Here is a 15,785-nt window from a genome sequence, read left to right on the forward strand (position 1 = left end):
CGGGTTCGTTGTGGCCGTTCGCGTAGGTCCCCGCGCCCCTTGCGGGGCGGCAGCGGGGCGTCGGGAACGCGCCAAGATTGCTGCTGGGGCTGTGTGCAGGTGCTGTGGCTGTCGTCGCTTTCGGCTCTGGAGACTCTTCCGGCTCTGCCCGTACCGCCTGGCACTGCCTCGCGCTGCCCGGCATTTTCGGCTCTGCCGGCGCTGTCTTGAGCCCTCACGGGATTCGCCGGCCCGGGAAGGGCATCGGATCAGTGTGGGCGGACGTTTCGCTGGGGGACGGGTGGGTGCGGTCCGTAGTGCCGGGGTCCTGTCGGGTCGGCCTCCTGGTGTGACGTTCGCCGCTCCACCCGCCAGGACTGTGCAGCTACGTTACTCATAAGTAGCATGAGCCTGAGCGCGCGCTCAGCGCTTGCGTGTCGCAGCTGTGCCACCCCGCACCCTGGAGGAGAGCCATCGTGCCTCGTACCGTCAGGGACGTCGTCTTCGTCGACGGCGTCCGCACCCCGTTCGGCAAGGCGGGCCCGAAGGGCATCTACCACGAGACCCGCGCCGACGACCTCGTCGTGAAGGCGATCCGGGAGCTGCTGCGCCGCAACCCCGGCCTGGACCCGAAGAAGATCGACGAGGTCGCCATCGCCGCGACCACCCAGATCGGCGACCAGGGCCTGACCCTCGGCCGCACCGCCGGCATCCTCGCCGGCCTGCCCCAGTCGGTCCCGGGCTACTCGATCGACCGCATGTGCGCCGGCGCCCTGACCGCCGTGACGGCCACCGCCGGTTCGATCGCGTTCGGCGCCTACGACGCCGTCATCGCCGGTGGTGTCGAGCACATGGGCCGCCACCCCATGGGCGAGGGCGTGGACCCGAACCCGCGGTTCGTCAGCGAGAAGCTGGTCGACGAGTCCGCCCTGTTCATGGGCATGACCGCCGAGAACCTGCACGACCGCTACCCGACCATCACCAAGCAGCGCGCCGACGAATACGCCGTGCGCTCGCAGGAGAAGGCCGCCAAGGCGTACGCCAACGGCAAGATCCAGCAGGACCTGGTGCCGATCTCGGTGCGCCGCACCAGCCCGGAGGCCGGCGAGACCGGCTGGGGCCTGGTCACGGCCGACGAGCCGATGCGCCCGGGGACCACCCTGGAGAACCTGTCGGGTCTGAAGACGCCGTTCCGCGTCCACGGCCGGGTCACCGCCGGTAACGCGGCCGGTCTGAACGACGGCGCCACCGCCTCGATCATCGCGAGCGAGGACTTCGCCCGCGAGAACGGCCTGCCGGTCAAGATGCGCCTCGTCTCGTACGCCTTCGCGGGTGTCGAGCCCGAGGTCATGGGCTACGGCCCGATCCCGGCGACCGAGAAGGCGCTCGCCAAGGCGGGTCTCGGCATCGGCGACATCGGTCTCTTCGAGATCAACGAGGCCTTCGCCGTCCAGGTCCTGGCCTTCCTGGAGCACTACGGCATCGCCGACGACGACGCGCGCGTCAACCAGTACGGCGGCGCGATCGCCTTCGGCCACCCGCTGGCCTCCTCCGGCGTCCGGCTGATGACGCAGCTGGCCCGCCAGTTCGAGGAGCAGCCGAACGTCCGCTACGGCCTGACGACCATGTGCGTCGGCTTCGGCATGGGCGCGACGGTCATCTGGGAGAACCCGCACTTCGACGGAGGCGACAAGTGAGCACCACCGCTGAACTCCTGAAGGGCGCGGCCGAGCTGTTCCCGGACGAGGTCGTGACCCAGGCGCACGTGCGCCACTTCGACCTGCCGTTCGGTGCCGGGCGCTTCGCCCTGATCACGCTGGACAACGGCCTGGACCACACCAAGCCGACCACCTTCGGCCCGGCCTCGCTGGCGAACCTCAACACCGCCGTCGACCAGGTCGAGAAGGAGGCGGCCGAGGGCACCATCGTCGGCGTCGGTGTCACCGGCAAGCCGTTCATCTTCGCCGTCGGCGCCGACCTCAAGGGCGTCGAGCTGCTGAAGAAGCACGAGGACGCGCTCGCCATCGGCAAGGGCGGCCACGAGGTCTTCAAGCGCCTCGCGGGCCTCGCGGTCCCGACGTTCGCGTACTACAACGGCGCGGCGATGGGCGGCGGCGTCGAGGTCGGTCTGCACTGCACCTACCGCACGGTGTCGAAGGCCATCCCGGCGTTCTCGCTGCCCGAGGTCTTCCTCGGTCTGGTCCCGGGCTGGGGCGGCTGCACGATCCTGCCGAACCTGATCGGCGCCGACAAGGCCGTCTCGGTCATCATCGAGAACAGCCTCAACCAGAACAAGCAGCTCAAGGGCCAGCAGGTCTTCGACCTCGGCATCGCGGACGCGATCTTCGAGGGCGCCGACTTCCTGGAGCAGTCGCTGCTGTGGACCGCGCAGGTCCTCAAGGGCGACATCGAGGTCGAGCGCCCGGTGATCGACCGCGGCGAGGGCTGGGACCAGGCCGTCGCCAAGGGCCGCTTCATCGCGGACGGCAAGGTGCACGGTGCGGCCCCGGCCGCCTACCGCGCCCTCGACATCATCGCCGCCGCCAAGAACGGCGACCTCCAGCAGGGCTACGACGCCGAGGACCAGGCCCTCGCCGACCTCATCATGGGCGGCGAGCTGCGCTCGGGCATCTACGCGTTCAACCTGGTGCAGAAGCGCGGCAAGCGCCCCGCGGGCGCCCCGGACAAGAACCTGGCCCGCCCGGTCACCAAGGTCGGCGTCGTCGGTGCCGGTCTGATGGCCAGCCAGCTCGCGCTGCTCTTCCTGCGCCGTCTGGAGGTGCCGGTCGTCCTGACCGACATCGACCAGGAGCGCGTCGACAAGGGTGTGGGCTACGTGCGCGCCGAGATCGACAAGCTGCTCGGCAAGGGCCGGATCAACCAGGACAAGGCCAACCGCCTCAAGGCGCTGGTCACCGGTGTCCTGGACAAGGCCGAGGGCTTCTCCGACGCGGACTTCGTCATCGAGGCCGTGTTCGAGGAGATCGGTGTCAAGCAGCAGGTGTTCGCGGAGGTCGAGGCGGTCGCCCCGGCGCACGCGATCTTCGCCACCAACACCTCCTCGCTGTCGGTGACGGAGATGGCGTCGAAGCTCAAGAACCCCGAGCGGGTCGTGGGCTTCCACTTCTTCAACCCGGTCGCCGTCCTCCCGCTCCTCGAGATCGTCCGCGGCGAGAAGACCGACGACGCCTCGCTGGCCACCGCCTTCGCGGTCGCCAAGAAGCTCAAGAAGACCGCGGTCCTCACCAAGGACGCCCCGGCGTTCGTCGTGAACCGCATCCTGACCCGCTTCATGGGTGAGATCCAGAACGTCATCGACGAGGGCACCCCGGTCGAGGTCGCCGAGAAGGCGATCGAGCCGCTCGGCCTGCCGATGTCCCCGCTGGTGCTGCTGGAGCTGGTCGGCCCGGCGATCGGCCTGCACGTCTCGGAGACCCTCAACCGGGCCTTCCCGGACCGCTTCACGGTCTCCCCGAACCTCGCGGCCGTCGTCAAGGCGGGCAAGCGCGGCTTCTACGTCTACGACAGCGGCAAGCCGGAGCTGGACCCGGAGGTCGCCGCGCTGCTGCAGCAGGGCGATGTCGTCCTGACCGAGGAGCAGGTGCGGGCGCGGGTGCTGGACGCGGTGGCGCAGGAGATCGGGCTCATGCTCGACGAGGGCGTCGTCGCCGAGGCCCAGGACATCGACCTGTGCCTGATCACGGGCGCCGGCTGGCCCTTCCACCTGGGCGGCATCACGCCGTACCTGGACCGTGAGGGTGTCTCGGAGCGCGTGAACGGCAAGCCGTTCCTGGCTCCGGGCGTGGCGAGCGTCCCGCAGTAACGGACCGCGCAACCGTCCTGCGATGCCCGGCACACCTCGGGGTGTGCCGGGCATCGGCGTGTCAGGGGGTGGGCGGGCGCGCGTCCTCGACATGGACGACGTTCAGTTCCCTGCCGTCGCGGTCGCGCTTGGACCGCCCGTGGATCCCGACCGCCAGGTGCGAGGGATCCTCGGACTCCTCCTGGGCGACGAAGGTGACGACGTCCGGGTGGTGGCCGGTCACCAGCCAGCCCTCGTCGCTCTTGAGCTCCAGCACCCGGAAGTCGCCCGCCGGACCGCCCACGTGCACGGGTCCGAACTCGCGCAGGATCTCGCTCGCCCGGTCGGCGAGCGCCCCCTCGGGCTCCTCCAGCACCACACAGGTGCCGTGCTCGAAGAGCACCCACGATTTTCCGGAGCCGCTGAGGAGGCGCCGCCAGGCGCCTATGAGTGTCTCGGTGTCCACGACCGCCATCATGGCGCACTCAGAGCTGCCGCCACGCCTTCAGCGCCAGCCCCACCTCGTCCTTGCGTCCGGTCAGCAGGAGCCGGCCGGTGGAGGGGGACAGCGTTGCCGCCACCACCCGGCCGTCCTCGTCCACGGCCAGGGACACCAGCGCGTCCACCGGCAGCTGCGGGCCCGACTCGGTCCACCAGGCGCCCGCCGACTCCCGCTCGGTGGGATAGGCGGCGAAGGCCACCCGGCCGCTCGCCGAGCGCTGCGCCAGCAAGGTGCAGTCGTGGCCGTCGAGCTCGCAGCGGACCGCCACGGTCCGGCCGTGTCCCGCCGAGGGCAGGAGGGTGGCCGGCCTGCCGCCGGGGCGCCAGGCGCACAGGTCGCCCGCGTCGTCGGTGTAGAGGACGGTGGTGTGCTCGGGCGACGTGGCCAGGGCGTACAGGGTGCCCGGGCGGACCCCGGTCTCCAGGGTCTCCCGGAGGACCGGCTGGGCGCCCGGCTCCTCCTGACGCCAGTGCAGGAGGGCCCCGGGGGCGGCCGCGTACAGTTCGACCCTGCCGGACTCCCCCGTCACGGCCGCCAGGCCGTCCTGGACCTCCCGGCCCTTCAGATCGCGCCAGGGCTCCCAGCCGCCCTTCTCCTTCTGCGCGAGCAGGCTCACCCCGCCGTCCCTGTTGCGCACGAAGACATGGGCGCGGCCCCGGGCGTCCACGGCGACCGCGGGCTGCCCCGTACGGTCGCCGGTCCTGTTCGGGTGGCCGATCGGGTTCCAGTCCAGCGCCGCGAGGCGCGGGCTGTAGTGGGTGGAGTGCACCAGGCCGGACTCGCCCTGCTTCGTGGGCCGCCAGGAGACCAGGTGGGCGTAGCCGTCGGCGCCCTGGCCGACGGCGAGGACGGGGTGAAGTCTCTGGTCGCCGCCCACCCTGCGGGGCTCGGTCCAGGGCCCGCCCGGCCCGCGCTGCGCCCGGCACAGGACGGCGTCGGCCGACAGTTGGTAGACACTGAGCCGGCCGTCGCGGGCGCGCAGGAGCCAGTCACCGTTCACCGGTTCGCCCCCGGCCGGTCCGCGCACCCGCCGGCGCCCGGGCTGTGCCGTCCGTCCACGGTCACAGCCGCTTCGCGCTGCGGAACAGCTCGGCGTAGAAGCCGTTGCCGTCGATGCGGGAGACACCGCCCTTGTCGCCCATCGTGGGGCCGTTCTGTTCCTTGCGGCTGGAGACGAAGACCTTGTGGCCCTCGGTGTCCAGGCCCAGGTAGAGGGCGACGTGGTCGATGTGGTCGGCGGTGCGGTGGTCCATCTTGAAGAACAGCAGGTCCCCGGGCTGCAGCGTGTCGGTGTTCTTCGGTCGGGTGTACCAGGGAGCGGGGCCCTGGAGCTTGATGATGTCGACGCCGGCCTTGGAGCGCGCCATGCCGTTGGCGGAGCGGGGCAGGCCGTCGCCGAGGGTGTCGGAGGCCATCAGCGGGTAGCGGGAGCGGTAGCCCCACACCATGCGCATGAAGCCGGAGCAGTCCAGGGCCCGGTAGCGCTCGGGGCGCGGGGACAGCGTGGTCCCGTTGCGGAAGGTGTACGGGATGCCGAGGTAGTCGTAGAAGTCGTTCTGCTCCAGGCGGTCCACGCCGTCCGCCTTGTACGGCCCGAAGACCGCGTCGCCCCGGTACGGCACGCCCGTGGCGTCCTTCTTGACCGGGGCGCCCTGCACGTACTGGAAGGCGATCGCGAAGACGTCGTCCTCCTGGCTCCCGTAGTACTGCTTGAACCAGTCCTTGAACCACTGCTGGTCCTGGGCGCCCTTGGTCCACGGCTCCGGCATGAGGCGGACCCAGTCGTCGGTGACCACCTTGGTGCTGGTGTTGGCCGGCTCGCCGAAGGTCCGGGACGGGCCCTTGAGCGTGGCGGTGCGGGCGCCGTCGGTGAAGGTGGCGACGACCGCGCCCTTGGCGTCGCGCAGCACGGAGCGCGCCGGGTCGTTCAGTCGCTCCCAGGTCTGCTTGCCGGTCGCCGCGTTCGAGTTGCGCAGGGTGTTGTCGGTGACGGTCTGGGCGGCCGGGACCTTCGCCTGCTCGTCCTTGCGCAGTTCGTAGGTGAAGTAGGCGCTGCCCGCGAGCAGCGCCAGGACCGTTGCCGCATGGACGACGGGGCGGCCTTTGCGCTTCGGCATGGTGGGGGCTCCAGGATTGCGTCGAGTACGGGGGCGGGTTCAGGCGGACGGCAGGGCGCCCAGCAGAATTCCGGCGGTCAGCACCACGTAGGTGGCGAGGGTGACCGTTCCGACGGACAGCAGCGTCGCGCCCTTGGGCTGGCGGACGAGCTGGTAGCCGACCAGGCCCGGGACGATGAAGCCGAGCGTCTGGTTGGCGTACAGCAGCGGGAACTCCATCTGCAGCACGATGATCACAGTGGCCTGGATGAGCACGCCGCTGAGCACCACGGCCGCGAACAGCCGCTTGCCGTACAGGATCACGAACTTCTGCATGAGCAGCGTCGCGAGGTAGGTCAGCACGGTGACGCCGACCACCAGCGCGGCCCGCTGCAGGTCCTCGATGAGGGTGAGCGCGAGCCAGCCCGGTGTGATCATGCCGCCGGGCGACAGGTTGGTCGTCAGATAGCACATCAACGAGAACACGAGGCCCAGGCCGATGCCGATCGCGGCGATCTCGGGGGTGAGGACGGAGGGGATCACTGCTGTTCTCCTGGGCTGTGCCACTGCTGGCTGTCGTCGGCGGGCTGCTGGGGGGCGACGCGGGGCTCGAACAGCCCGCGCTGCCCGCCCGGGCCGTGCGAGAGGCCGGGGTCCGGATGTCCCTGGGGCGCGGCGGGGCCGGGCCGTTCGCCGTGGTACGGCTGCGTCCACCCGTCGGCCGGGTGGGGGCGCTCGTGCCCGGCGGGGCGCACCGGCTCCTGTCCCGGGTAGGGGTGCACGGCGTCCCGCTGCACGGGGATCTGCGGGATGTACACCTGCTGCGCGTAGCGCGTCTCGTACGCCTCGGAATAGCCCTGGTAGGGGTCGATGCGGGGCGCGTACAGCTGCACGGTCTCCACGTGCTCGGCCACGCCGGGTGCCGTGCCGCGGCCGGGCGGGGCCGTGGCGGCGGGCTCGTCGGCGCTCTCGTCCGGCGGCAGTTCGGCGAGGTGCTCCAGCAGGATCTCGCCCTGGCCGTGGATGTTGCCGATCGCGACGAGCGAGGAGTCGGGGCCGAGCTGGTCCAGCAGCTTGGCCATGAACTCCTCGGGGTCGCGCTTGTCGCCGCCGAGGTCGACGGCGCGCGAGCGGAACTCGGCGGGGATGGCGTCGATGGCGGACTTGGCCGGGTGACCGATGACGAAGACGCGCTCGGGGTCGAGGTCGGGGATGATCTCGCCCATCTGCCCATTGCGTTCGACGCGGTCGGGACGGCAGTTGATGACCACGTTGAGCGGGCGGTGGACGGCACCGAGGTCGAGCAGCTGGTTGATGTTCATCAGTGTCGACTCGGGGTCGTTGGCCGCGAAGACGTTGGCGAAGCGCAGCTTCTTGCCCCCGGGCGTCAGATAGCGCTCGACGGAGAGGACGCCGGGGTCCGGCGGGGCGTCGTACATGCCCTGCAGGGCCGTCTCCCTCTCGACGCCGAGGAGTTCGGCGACGGTCAGCGCGATGGCCACGTTCTCCTTGAAGGTGAACCAGCTGAAGCCGCGCAGCTCCTCGTCGCTGACCGTCTCGGGGTCGGCGTAGACCAGCCGGCAGTTCCGGGCGTCCGCCTCCTCCTGGAGGATGTCGAATCGGTCCTTCTCGGCGGTGACGCAGATGCCGTCCTCGGGCATCGAGCGGCACAGTGAGCGGGCCACGTCGTCGAGGGTGGGGCCCATCTCGGCGAGGTGGTCCTCGCGGACGTTGCACAGCACGCCGATGGTGGAGCGGATCAGCTTGGACTGGTTGATCTCCTGCAGGGCCGGCATGACGGCCATGCACTCGATGACGAGCGCGTCCGGCTTGTACGCGGCGGCGCGCCGCACGATGCCGATCTGCTCGACCACGTTGGCGATGCCGAACTTGCGGTAGACCGGCTCCTCGGTGGCGTCCGGGTGGATGAACCGGGCCGCGGTGCCGGTGGTCTTGGCGACGGTCGTCAGGCCGCCGCCGCGCAGGGCACCCGCACACAGGCGGGTGATGGACGACTTGCCGCGGATGCCGTTGACCAGCACCCGCGTGGGTATGTGGTCCAGGTTCGTGAAGTGCCGACGCTGTTCCACGACTCCCGCGACGAGCAGGAACGCGCAGCACACCAGCAGCACGGTGTAGAGGAAGAGCACGGGCGATCAGTTCCTTGTGTACTGCTGCGGCGCGGACGAGGGGGGCGAGGTGCGGCGGGGCTGCTGCCGGCGCTGGTCCTGCAGCTGCTGCCGGATGAGTTCCAGGGAGCGGGTGACCGCGCCGACCTCGTCGTGGTGCTGCGGGAACAGGACGGTCTTGCGGTCGCCGTCGGCCAGGGCCTCGGCCCGGTCGGCCAGCGTGCGCAGCGGCCGGGCCACCACGATGTGCATCCAGCCCAGGCAGGCGACGGCCGCCGCGGCGCCGAGCAGACCGGCGAGAACGGTGCGGTTCTGGGATTCGTACTCGGGGATGGCGAGCCGGCCGGCCTGCTGCCAGCTGACCACGCTCCAGCCGAGCGAGTCGGCGGGGCCGCTGCCGGCGAAGGGGGCGGCGGCGGCGATCCGCACTCCGTGCTCGCGGTAGAGCACTCCGTTGGCGCGGGCCTTCTTACCGAGCCGCTGGGTGCTGGCCGCGACCAGGTCCTTCAGGTGATCGTCGGGCAGGGACTGGAAGGCGAGGAAGCCGGTGTTGCCGGCGATGACCTCGTCCTCGTGGTCGACGAGGCGGACCACGCCCATGCCCGGCCGGGTGAGCAGGGCGTTGAGGAACTCGATGCGGAACTCGCCGACCAGCTGGGTGCCGTCCCCGCCGGGGATCTCGGCGGTGGCGACGACGACGGGCTCCTTGCCGCCGTGTCCGAGCAGCCGGAGCGGGGTGGCGGAGACCCGCTTGGAGCGGATCAGCTTGGGGTCCTTGCCCTCACGGGCCAGGACCTCGCCGGAGGAGTTGACGACGTAGAGCGAGCGGTAGCGCCGGTTCTCGTCGAGGGTGCGTCGCAGCACCCCGTCCATGGTCCCGGCTTCGGTGCGGTTGCCGATGAGGGAGGCGACCGACTGCAGGTCGGCGCTGCCCTCGTTGAGGGCGCGGCGCACCCGGTCGCTGAGGGTGTCGGTGCGTTCGCGCTGGTCGCTGACGAGCTGCTGGGGTACGACGGCCGTGCCGTCGGCGCGGTTGAGCAGCAGCATCAGCGGTGCCGACCAGGCCAGCAGCAGCACCGCGGCGACCACGAGCAGGGCTCGGGTGCCGACACGGCGCAGTCCGCGCGGGTGGTGGGCCGGGCCGGTGGCCTCGGCGCTCTCGCCGAGGAGCTGGCGGCGCAGCCGTTCCAGGGCGTTGCCGACGCGGTGCGCCTCGCCGTAGCCGGGGACGGTGACGGGCCGGGTCAGGTCGCCGCGGCTGAGCCGGCGGGACTCCAGGAACAGCCGGATCAGCGGGCGTTGCACGGTGCCCAGCAGCACGGCCACGGCGATCCCGCCGACCACGAGCAGCGCCCCGCCCGCCAGCAGGCCGATCACCGGGGAGTCGGCGCGGGTGGGGTCCTCGGTCACCTCGACCATGGCCACCACCGACAGGCCGAGGCCGCTGGCGGTGCTGACCTCCCCCGGATCGGCTGCGGCCAGCGTGGCGTATCCGGCGACGGACCGGTCGCCCAGCAGATGCCCCCCGATCAGGCTGCCGCTGACGCCCTGGTAGCCGCCGGAGCCGGGCTCCTTGCTGCTGCGCGGGTCCTGCCGGGCCTTGCGGGCCGCGAGCTGGGCGAAGGACTTCAGCTGCTTGCGGGAGGCGGCGATGTCCTTGCGGTCGGTGCTGGTGCGCACCTGTTCGGGCTCGGGGATGCCGTCGCTGCTGAGGATCGCCCCGTCGGGGTCGGCCACGGCGATCGACCGGAACTGGCCGAGGCTGATGCCGGGGAACTTCAGGTTGTTGGAGGCCACCAGCAGCAGCTGCGGCTTGCCGGGCCAGGACAGCAGCGCGAAGGACAGCAGCCGCGTCTCGCCGTTCTTCAGCCGGACCATCCGCGGCGCGAGTCCGCCCTCGTCGCCGAGTGTGGAGGTGTTCACCGAGGTCAGGGGCACGGTCTCGCCCCGGGCCGCGACCAGCTTGCCGGTGCGGATCTCGACGACGGCGGTGCCTGTCCACTTCTGGTAGGTGGTGCCGAGCTTGTCGAGCACGGCGTCGCCGGTGACCGGCTGGCCCGCGCTGAACAGGGCGGCGGACCGGGTGAGGTCGGTGACGGACTCGTCGATGGAGGCCCGCAGCGCGATGGCCCCGTCCTCGGCGAAGTGCTGCTGGGAGGTCAGCACCGCTTTCGGCACCCCGGCATGGTCGACACGGCCCAGCACGAGTGCGGTGATGCCGGCGAGCGCCAGGAGGAGCGCTGACAGCACCGCGATCGGCGGACGGATGCCTCCGAGCAGCGACATGTCGGCTCGTCGACGGGCTCGGTGCTGCCGCGCCGTGGGCGGTGACGCCAAGGGAGGATCCTCTCGGGGTGTGCGGGCGGGCCGGTTCCGCACAGAAGTAAGAACACGATATTTCGAACATGCGTACACGATGAGCGCGCGGGCTGCACAGGTGCACCCGCAGCACTCAGACAGGTAAGAGGTGCCTAAAGTTGCTCACTTACCAATGTGGTCTGCGCAACATTCGCGCCCAGGCAGTCAGGACCGACCAGACATGGCCCAGGCAGTCAGGACTGAACGGACATAGCCCAGACAGTCAGGACTGAACGGACATAAGGGTCGAACGAGCGCTGGCCGGGCGTCAGGGCATCGGAGTCAGCGGCTTCAGGCCGTCCTGGGCCGCGCCGCGGTTGTACAGCGTGCCCTCGGTGCGCTCGAAGGCGAGCCGCAGCCGGGACCGCTGCCGGTCGGTCAGACCGCGGTCGTCCCGCAGCGCGGCCGCCACGTCCAGCAGGCGGTAGTCCCGTACGTCGTCGTCGCCGTAGGCGGCCTTGCCGCCGTCCGTGACGTTCTCGGCGTCCGGCGGGAACTGCAGCATCGTCGGCTCGAAGCGCGGGCGGACCTCCCAGTGGCCCTTGCCGTGCTCGGTGAACGTGAACCAGGCGATCACGCCCTCCTCGGTCAGCCCCGTCGGCGCCTCGTGCCGCGCGATCTGGTTGCCGAGACCGTAGGCGACCCAGGTGCCGTCGACCTTCTCCATCGGCTGCACGACGTGTGCGTGGTGGCCGATGACCAGGTTGATGCCGGTGGACCGGGCGATCTGCCGGGCGAAGGAGAGCTGCGTGGCGGTGGGGCTCGGCTCGTGCTCGTGCCCCCAGTGCAGCGAGAGGATCACCACCTCGGCGCCGGCCTTGCGGGCCTGCTGTTCAGCAGCCTTGATCCGGCCGAGGTCCTGCTGGTTGGCGAGCCACGGCTTGTCCTTCGGCAGCCGGTGCGGCTCGTTGAAGCCGTAGGCGAACGATATCTGCGCGACCTTGACGCCCTTGACGTCCATGACCAGCGGCGTGAGCGCCTCCTTCCGGGTACGGAAGGAGCCCGTGTGCTTCACCCCGGCGGCGTCCAGCGCGTCCAGGGTGCGCTTCACCCCCTGGTACCCGTGGTCGAGCGTGTGGTTGGAGGCGGTGGAGCAGGTGTCGTAGCCGAGATCCTTGATCGTCTTCGCGGTCTGCGGGGGGACCTGGAAGTCCGGAAAGCCCTCGAAGGGGCCGTTGGGGGTGCCCATCACCGGCTCGAAGTGACAGATCGCCAGGTCCGCCTTGCTGATCACCGGCTTGATGCCGGCCATCATCGGCCCGAAGTCCAGACCGGCCACGCCCTTGCCCGTGCGCTTGGCGTCCTTGCGGGCCTGGTCGACCAGCTCGGGGTGCATCAGGATGTCCCCGGCCGCCGCGACGGTGAAGGTACGCCCGCTGCCCGGGTCACCTCCGTCGTCCGTAAGGAGGCCGCACCCGGCGACGGTGGCGACGAGGGAGAGCGGGGCCAGGAGGGCCAGCAGGGAGCGGGAACGGCTTCTCTTCACCGGGATATCTTGATACAGCCATGAGAGCCACTCGCTCGCGAATCATAACGATCGCAACAATTCTGCTGGTCATCGCTGGTCTCGCCGGCGGTCTGACCGCCGTGCTCCGCGCCACCCGCGGTGGGGGTGCGGCTCCGGCCGACCCCCGCCCCGGCCACGGCGTCCAGCAGGTCGACCTGGCGCAGGAGGTGGCGGACTACACCCGCCGCTTCGGCCCGGACCACGGCTACCGGCAGCCCGGCCGGGCGGACCGCACGGCCGTCGCGAAGGCGGTCGGCCTGCTCCTGGACGGCCACCGGACCGAGGCGGAACGGTTGCTGTCCGAACGGGACTTCACCGTGCGCACCGTTGTCGACCGGGTCTCCGGACACCGCTACACCGAGGTGGCCGACCGCACCGACGACGCCGTGGCCCCGCGCGGCTGGGGCCGGGTCTACCTGGACCTCGACCACCGGCCACGCTGGTCGGTGCAGGTCCCGCACCCGGTCGCCGACCTCGGCACCGAGCAGCTGGGCGTACGGGTCCTGCGCGACTCCCCCGGCGGCATCCTGGTGATTGCGGGCGCACACCGCAAAGCCGGGATCGGGAACGCCGCGGACGTGGCGCACCGCCGGGACACCGTCTTCCACGCCGTCTGCGCCGAACTGGTCCGTCGCGGGATGCCCGGGGTCCAGCTGCACGGCTTCGCCGCCGCCTCCGTGCCGGGGTACGACGTGGTCGCCTCCACCGGCGCCGGCTCCACGGGCCACGCGGACGGCCGCAGGCTGGCCGGCGCCCTGGGCGCGCGCGGCTTCCCCGTGTGCCGGGCCTGGGTGCGGGACTGCCCGCTGGAGGGCCACGAGAACATGCAGGGCCGTGCCGCCGACGCCGCACACGTTCCCTTCCTGCACGTGGAGTTCGCTCCCGAGGTGCGAGCGGGCGGATCGGCGGCCGAGCGAGCGGCCGCCTCCGTCACGGAGGTCACACGCCGCTGGGCGACCGCGCCTGTGACACCGTGAGCGGCATGACGGACGAGACTGCCGGCACGGACGGCACGGACGGCACGGACGGCGCAGAGGGCGCAGAGGGCGCGGACAACCCGGACACCACGGACACCACGGACGGCCGGCCTTCGGACGGCCTCCTGCTGGTGATCGTCGACGGCGCGAACGTCGTCGGCTCGCGCCCCGACGGCTGGTGGCGGGACCGCAGGGGCGCCGCCGAGCGGCTGCGCGACCGGCTGGCCGGGGCGGGGCTGCCGGGTCACGGCGGCGCCGTGGAGATCGTGCTCGTGGTGGAGGGCGCCGCCCGTGGGGTGGAGTCCGTGCCGGGGGTACGGGTGGAGTCGGCCCCCGGCAGCGGGGACGACCGGATCGTGGAGCTGGCCGCGGAGCACCCCGGCCGGCCCCGCCTGGTGGTCACGGCCGACCGCGAGCTGCGGCGGCGGGTGACCGGGCTCGGCGCGGAGGTGACCGGGCCGCGCGCCGTCCTCGGCTGAGCGCGCGGGCACCGGCCTACGACGCGGCGAAGGCCACGATCAGAGCGAGGAAGCCGGCCACTCCGACGGCACCGAGCACGGTTCCCGCGACGGCGGTCCCCATACGGCCGATGCCCTGGCGGGCGTAGTGGATCCCCGCGATGCCGAAGGTGACGGCGAGGGGCCCCGCGATGAACGACCACGGCAGTACGGCAAGCATGAGCGAGGGCCATGCGCCGACGGCCGCGACGGCTCCCAGGACGAGCGAGGTGGGGCCGAGGGCGACGGCCGGTGAGTCGTTGCGGCCGGGTGCGGTCGGTGCGGACATACGATCCCCCTGATTTGAACGTGTTCAAATTCTTGCTGCGAGCCTAGCAGGGGCGTCGGCCGCCCCGCACCGCGGCGGCCTTCCCGACCGGCTGCCCCGCACCACGGCAGGCTTCCCGCCGGCCGCACCGCACCGCGGCCGACTCCCCGCCGCTCGCACCGCACCGCGGCCGACCCCCCGTCAGCCACCCGGAATCCTCGCGTAGAGCACCGCCCCGTCCACCGTGCCCACCTCCTCGTACCGCGCCTGGAGCAGCCGGCGCAGGCTCGGCACGCGGTCGGGGGCGTACGGCTTGCCGCGGGAGTCGTCGACGACGAGGGCGGGGGCCCGTCCCGCCAGCTCCGCCCGGAAGACCGGCCAGGCGCCCTCGACCGCGTACTTCTCGCCGACCTGAGGGCCGTCGCGGCCGCCGCTGTAGTTGGTGAGCAGGCCCGCGGTGAGGTAGCGGGTGGCGGGGGTGCGGCGGGCCAGCCAGTACGTCTCCGGGTGCATGCCCCACACGAGGACACGGTCGGCGGGCGCGGTGCGCTGGGCGAGGACGCTCGCGAGACGCTGGGCGTGGACGAGTTCGGGGCGCGGGGCGAGCAGCCCCCAGGCGAGGAACAGCGTGCAGCAGCAGGCCGAGGTGACGACGGCGCCGGTCAGCCGTTCGCGGGGCGCGGGGCGCAGGGCGGCCGTGGCCAGCAGGGCCACGGGCGCCGTGAGCTGCAGGTAGTAGTGGCCGAAGAAGTGGAAGCCGAGGACGACGGCGGCGGCCGAGGAGGCCAGCCACAGCCACAGGTCGGCCGCTTCGCTGCGGGCGGTGCGCAGGGACCGTACGACCGGCGGGATCAGGCCCGCACAGGCCACGGCCAGGATCGTGGTGTTGGCCACGGCACGGACGAGGACATGGAGTTCGGAGCCGGTGAAGGAGGCGTAGGCGGCGGAGCCGGTGACGGTCCAGAACAGGAATCCGGCGGGGTCGGTGACCAGGGCCGCGCACAGGACCGGCACGGCGAGGCCGGCCGCGAGCCGCAGCGCTCCGACGCGCGGGGTTCCGGCGCGGTGCAGCAGCACGGCCGCCGGCAGCAGCACCGCGCCACCGGTCTGCTTGGCGAGGAAGGCGCAGGCGACAGCGGTCCCGGCCGCGCCCCAGCGGCCCCGGTCCGCACACCACATGGCGGCCGCCGTGCAGGGCAGTATGAACACCTCGAAGGTGGCGGCCTGGGCGTCCTCGGGGTTGAGGCCGACCGACACCAGCAGGTACAACACCCCGGCCGTGCGGCCCGCCGTGTCGCCCCAGCGGCGGCGGGCCAGGGAGGCCAGCAGGACGGCGGTGAGCAGCTGGGCGAGGACCGCCAGCACCCGGACCGGGGTGAGCGAGCCGGAGCCGCAGACCGCGAAGGCGGCCTCGTACAGCCAGGGCACCAGCGGCGGCTTGCGGTCCACGACCGTCTCGTACAGCTGCCCGCCCTGCGCGAGGAGGCGTGCCTGTACGGCGAGATAGCCCTCGTCGGGGTTCCACAGCGGCCGGGCGAAGGACGGGATCCGGGTGGCGCAGGCCAGGGCGGCGAGCGCGGGCAGCAGTCGCGCCCAGTACGCCCTCCGGGTGGTCACGGACCGTGCGGGGGCGAGCGGGGCGGCGAGCATGGGCAGCACGCTATCGGGCC

At 71.9% G+C, this 15,785-nt stretch carries 13 protein-coding genes; 4 read left to right on the forward strand and 9 right to left on the reverse strand.

The features are described from left to right. Positions 1-455: 455 nt before the first annotated feature. Both ACFZCP_RS10650 and ACFZCP_RS10655 read left to right on the forward strand, forming a co-directional pair. The gene (locus ACFZCP_RS10650; RefSeq protein ID WP_362684482.1) at positions 456-1,676 is read left to right on the forward strand and encodes an acetyl-CoA C-acyltransferase; all 1,221 of its coding nucleotides are present in this window, start codon (positions 456-458) and stop codon (positions 1,674-1,676) included. Continuing rightward, entirely contained in the window at positions 1,673-3,802 is a 2,130-nt protein-coding gene (locus ACFZCP_RS10655; RefSeq protein ID WP_391425968.1) for a 3-hydroxyacyl-CoA dehydrogenase NAD-binding domain-containing protein, read from the forward strand. Before ACFZCP_RS10650 ends, ACFZCP_RS10655 begins: the two co-directional genes overlap by 4 nt. A gap of 61 nt (positions 3,803-3,863) precedes the next feature. On the opposite strand, the gene ACFZCP_RS10660 is transcribed toward ACFZCP_RS10655, so the two are convergent. From ACFZCP_RS10660 to ACFZCP_RS10690, 7 genes are all read right to left on the reverse strand, one after another. Continuing rightward, complete coding sequence (locus ACFZCP_RS10660) at positions 3,864-4,256, reverse strand: hypothetical protein (protein WP_391426205.1); 393 nt, start codon at positions 4,254-4,256, stop codon at positions 3,864-3,866. 10 nt (positions 4,257-4,266) lie between these two features. Next, on the reverse strand, positions 4,267-5,283 hold the full coding sequence (locus tag ACFZCP_RS10665; protein WP_391425970.1) for a hypothetical protein: 1,017 nt from the start codon (positions 5,281-5,283) through the stop codon (positions 4,267-4,269). A gap of 61 nt (positions 5,284-5,344) precedes the next feature. Beyond that, on the reverse strand, positions 5,345-6,400 hold the full coding sequence (locus ACFZCP_RS10670; protein ID WP_391425971.1) for an NlpC/P60 family protein: 1,056 nt from the start codon (positions 6,398-6,400) through the stop codon (positions 5,345-5,347). 39 nt (positions 6,401-6,439) lie between these two features. After that, on the reverse strand, positions 6,440-6,922 hold the full coding sequence (locus tag ACFZCP_RS10675; protein WP_361126743.1) for a poly-gamma-glutamate biosynthesis protein PgsC/CapC: 483 nt from the start codon (positions 6,920-6,922) through the stop codon (positions 6,440-6,442). Continuing rightward, complete coding sequence (gene pgsB, locus ACFZCP_RS10680; protein WP_391425972.1) at positions 6,919-8,529, reverse strand: poly-gamma-glutamate synthase PgsB; 1,611 nt, start codon at positions 8,527-8,529, stop codon at positions 6,919-6,921. Before pgsB ends, ACFZCP_RS10675 begins: the two co-directional genes overlap by 4 nt. 6 nt (positions 8,530-8,535) lie before the next feature. Continuing rightward, positions 8,536-10,794 carry a HAMP domain-containing protein gene (locus tag ACFZCP_RS10685; RefSeq protein WP_391425974.1) on the reverse strand — a complete coding sequence of 753 codons (2,259 nt, stop codon included), beginning with the start codon at positions 10,792-10,794 and terminating at the stop codon, positions 8,536-8,538. A gap of 340 nt (positions 10,795-11,134) precedes the next feature. After that, entirely contained in the window at positions 11,135-12,352 is a 1,218-nt protein-coding gene (locus tag ACFZCP_RS10690) for a CapA family protein (RefSeq protein ID WP_391425976.1), read from the reverse strand. A 20-nt stretch (positions 12,353-12,372) separates the two neighbouring features. Between ACFZCP_RS10690 and ACFZCP_RS10695 the strand changes: the two genes are divergently transcribed. Together ACFZCP_RS10695 and ACFZCP_RS10700 are read left to right on the forward strand one after the other, a co-directional pair. Then, on the forward strand, positions 12,373-13,350 hold the full coding sequence (locus tag ACFZCP_RS10695) for a hypothetical protein (protein WP_391425978.1): 978 nt from the start codon (positions 12,373-12,375) through the stop codon (positions 13,348-13,350). 5 nt (positions 13,351-13,355) lie between these two features. Continuing rightward, entirely contained in the window at positions 13,356-13,829 is a 474-nt protein-coding gene (locus tag ACFZCP_RS10700; protein WP_391425980.1) for an NTP pyrophosphohydrolase, read from the forward strand. A 16-nt stretch (positions 13,830-13,845) separates the two neighbouring features. On the opposite strand, the gene ACFZCP_RS10705 is transcribed toward ACFZCP_RS10700, so the two are convergent. Both ACFZCP_RS10705 and ACFZCP_RS10710 read right to left on the reverse strand, forming a co-directional pair. After that, positions 13,846-14,136, reverse strand: coding sequence for a hypothetical protein (locus ACFZCP_RS10705; RefSeq protein WP_391425982.1), 291 nt, complete (start codon positions 14,134-14,136; stop codon positions 13,846-13,848). A 180-nt stretch (positions 14,137-14,316) separates the two neighbouring features. Beyond that, a complete protein-coding gene (locus ACFZCP_RS10710; RefSeq protein WP_391425984.1) occupies positions 14,317-15,765 on the reverse strand; it encodes a glycosyltransferase family 39 protein in 1,449 nt (482 codons plus the stop codon). Positions 15,766-15,785 lie beyond the last annotated feature (20 nt).

This window comes from Streptomyces sp. NPDC007971 (assembly GCF_042958635.1).
Lineage (GTDB): Bacteria > Actinomycetota > Actinomycetes > Streptomycetales > Streptomycetaceae > Streptomyces.

What these genes read in the sequence shown, in the direction of transcription:
- ACFZCP_RS10660 (WP_391426205.1), bottom strand. Translation starts at nt 4,256, where the DNA reads ATGGCGGTCGTGGACACCGAGACACTCATAGGCGCCTGGCGGCGCCTC.
- ACFZCP_RS10670 (WP_391425971.1), bottom strand. Translation starts at nt 6,400, where the DNA reads ATGCCGAAGCGCAAAGGCCGCCCCGTCGTCCATGCGGCAACGGTCCTG.
- ACFZCP_RS10685 (WP_391425974.1), bottom strand. Translation starts at nt 10,794, where the DNA reads ATGTCGCTGCTCGGAGGCATCCGTCCGCCGATCGCGGTGCTGTCAGCG.
- ACFZCP_RS10695 (WP_391425978.1), top strand. Translation starts at nt 12,373, where the DNA reads ATGAGAGCCACTCGCTCGCGAATCATAACGATCGCAACAATTCTGCTG.
- ACFZCP_RS10700 (WP_391425980.1), top strand. Translation starts at nt 13,356, where the DNA reads ATGACGGACGAGACTGCCGGCACGGACGGCACGGACGGCACGGACGGC.
- ACFZCP_RS10705 (WP_391425982.1), bottom strand. Translation starts at nt 14,136, where the DNA reads ATGTCCGCACCGACCGCACCCGGCCGCAACGACTCACCGGCCGTCGCC.
- ACFZCP_RS10710 (WP_391425984.1), bottom strand. Translation starts at nt 15,765, where the DNA reads ATGCTCGCCGCCCCGCTCGCCCCCGCACGGTCCGTGACCACCCGGAGG.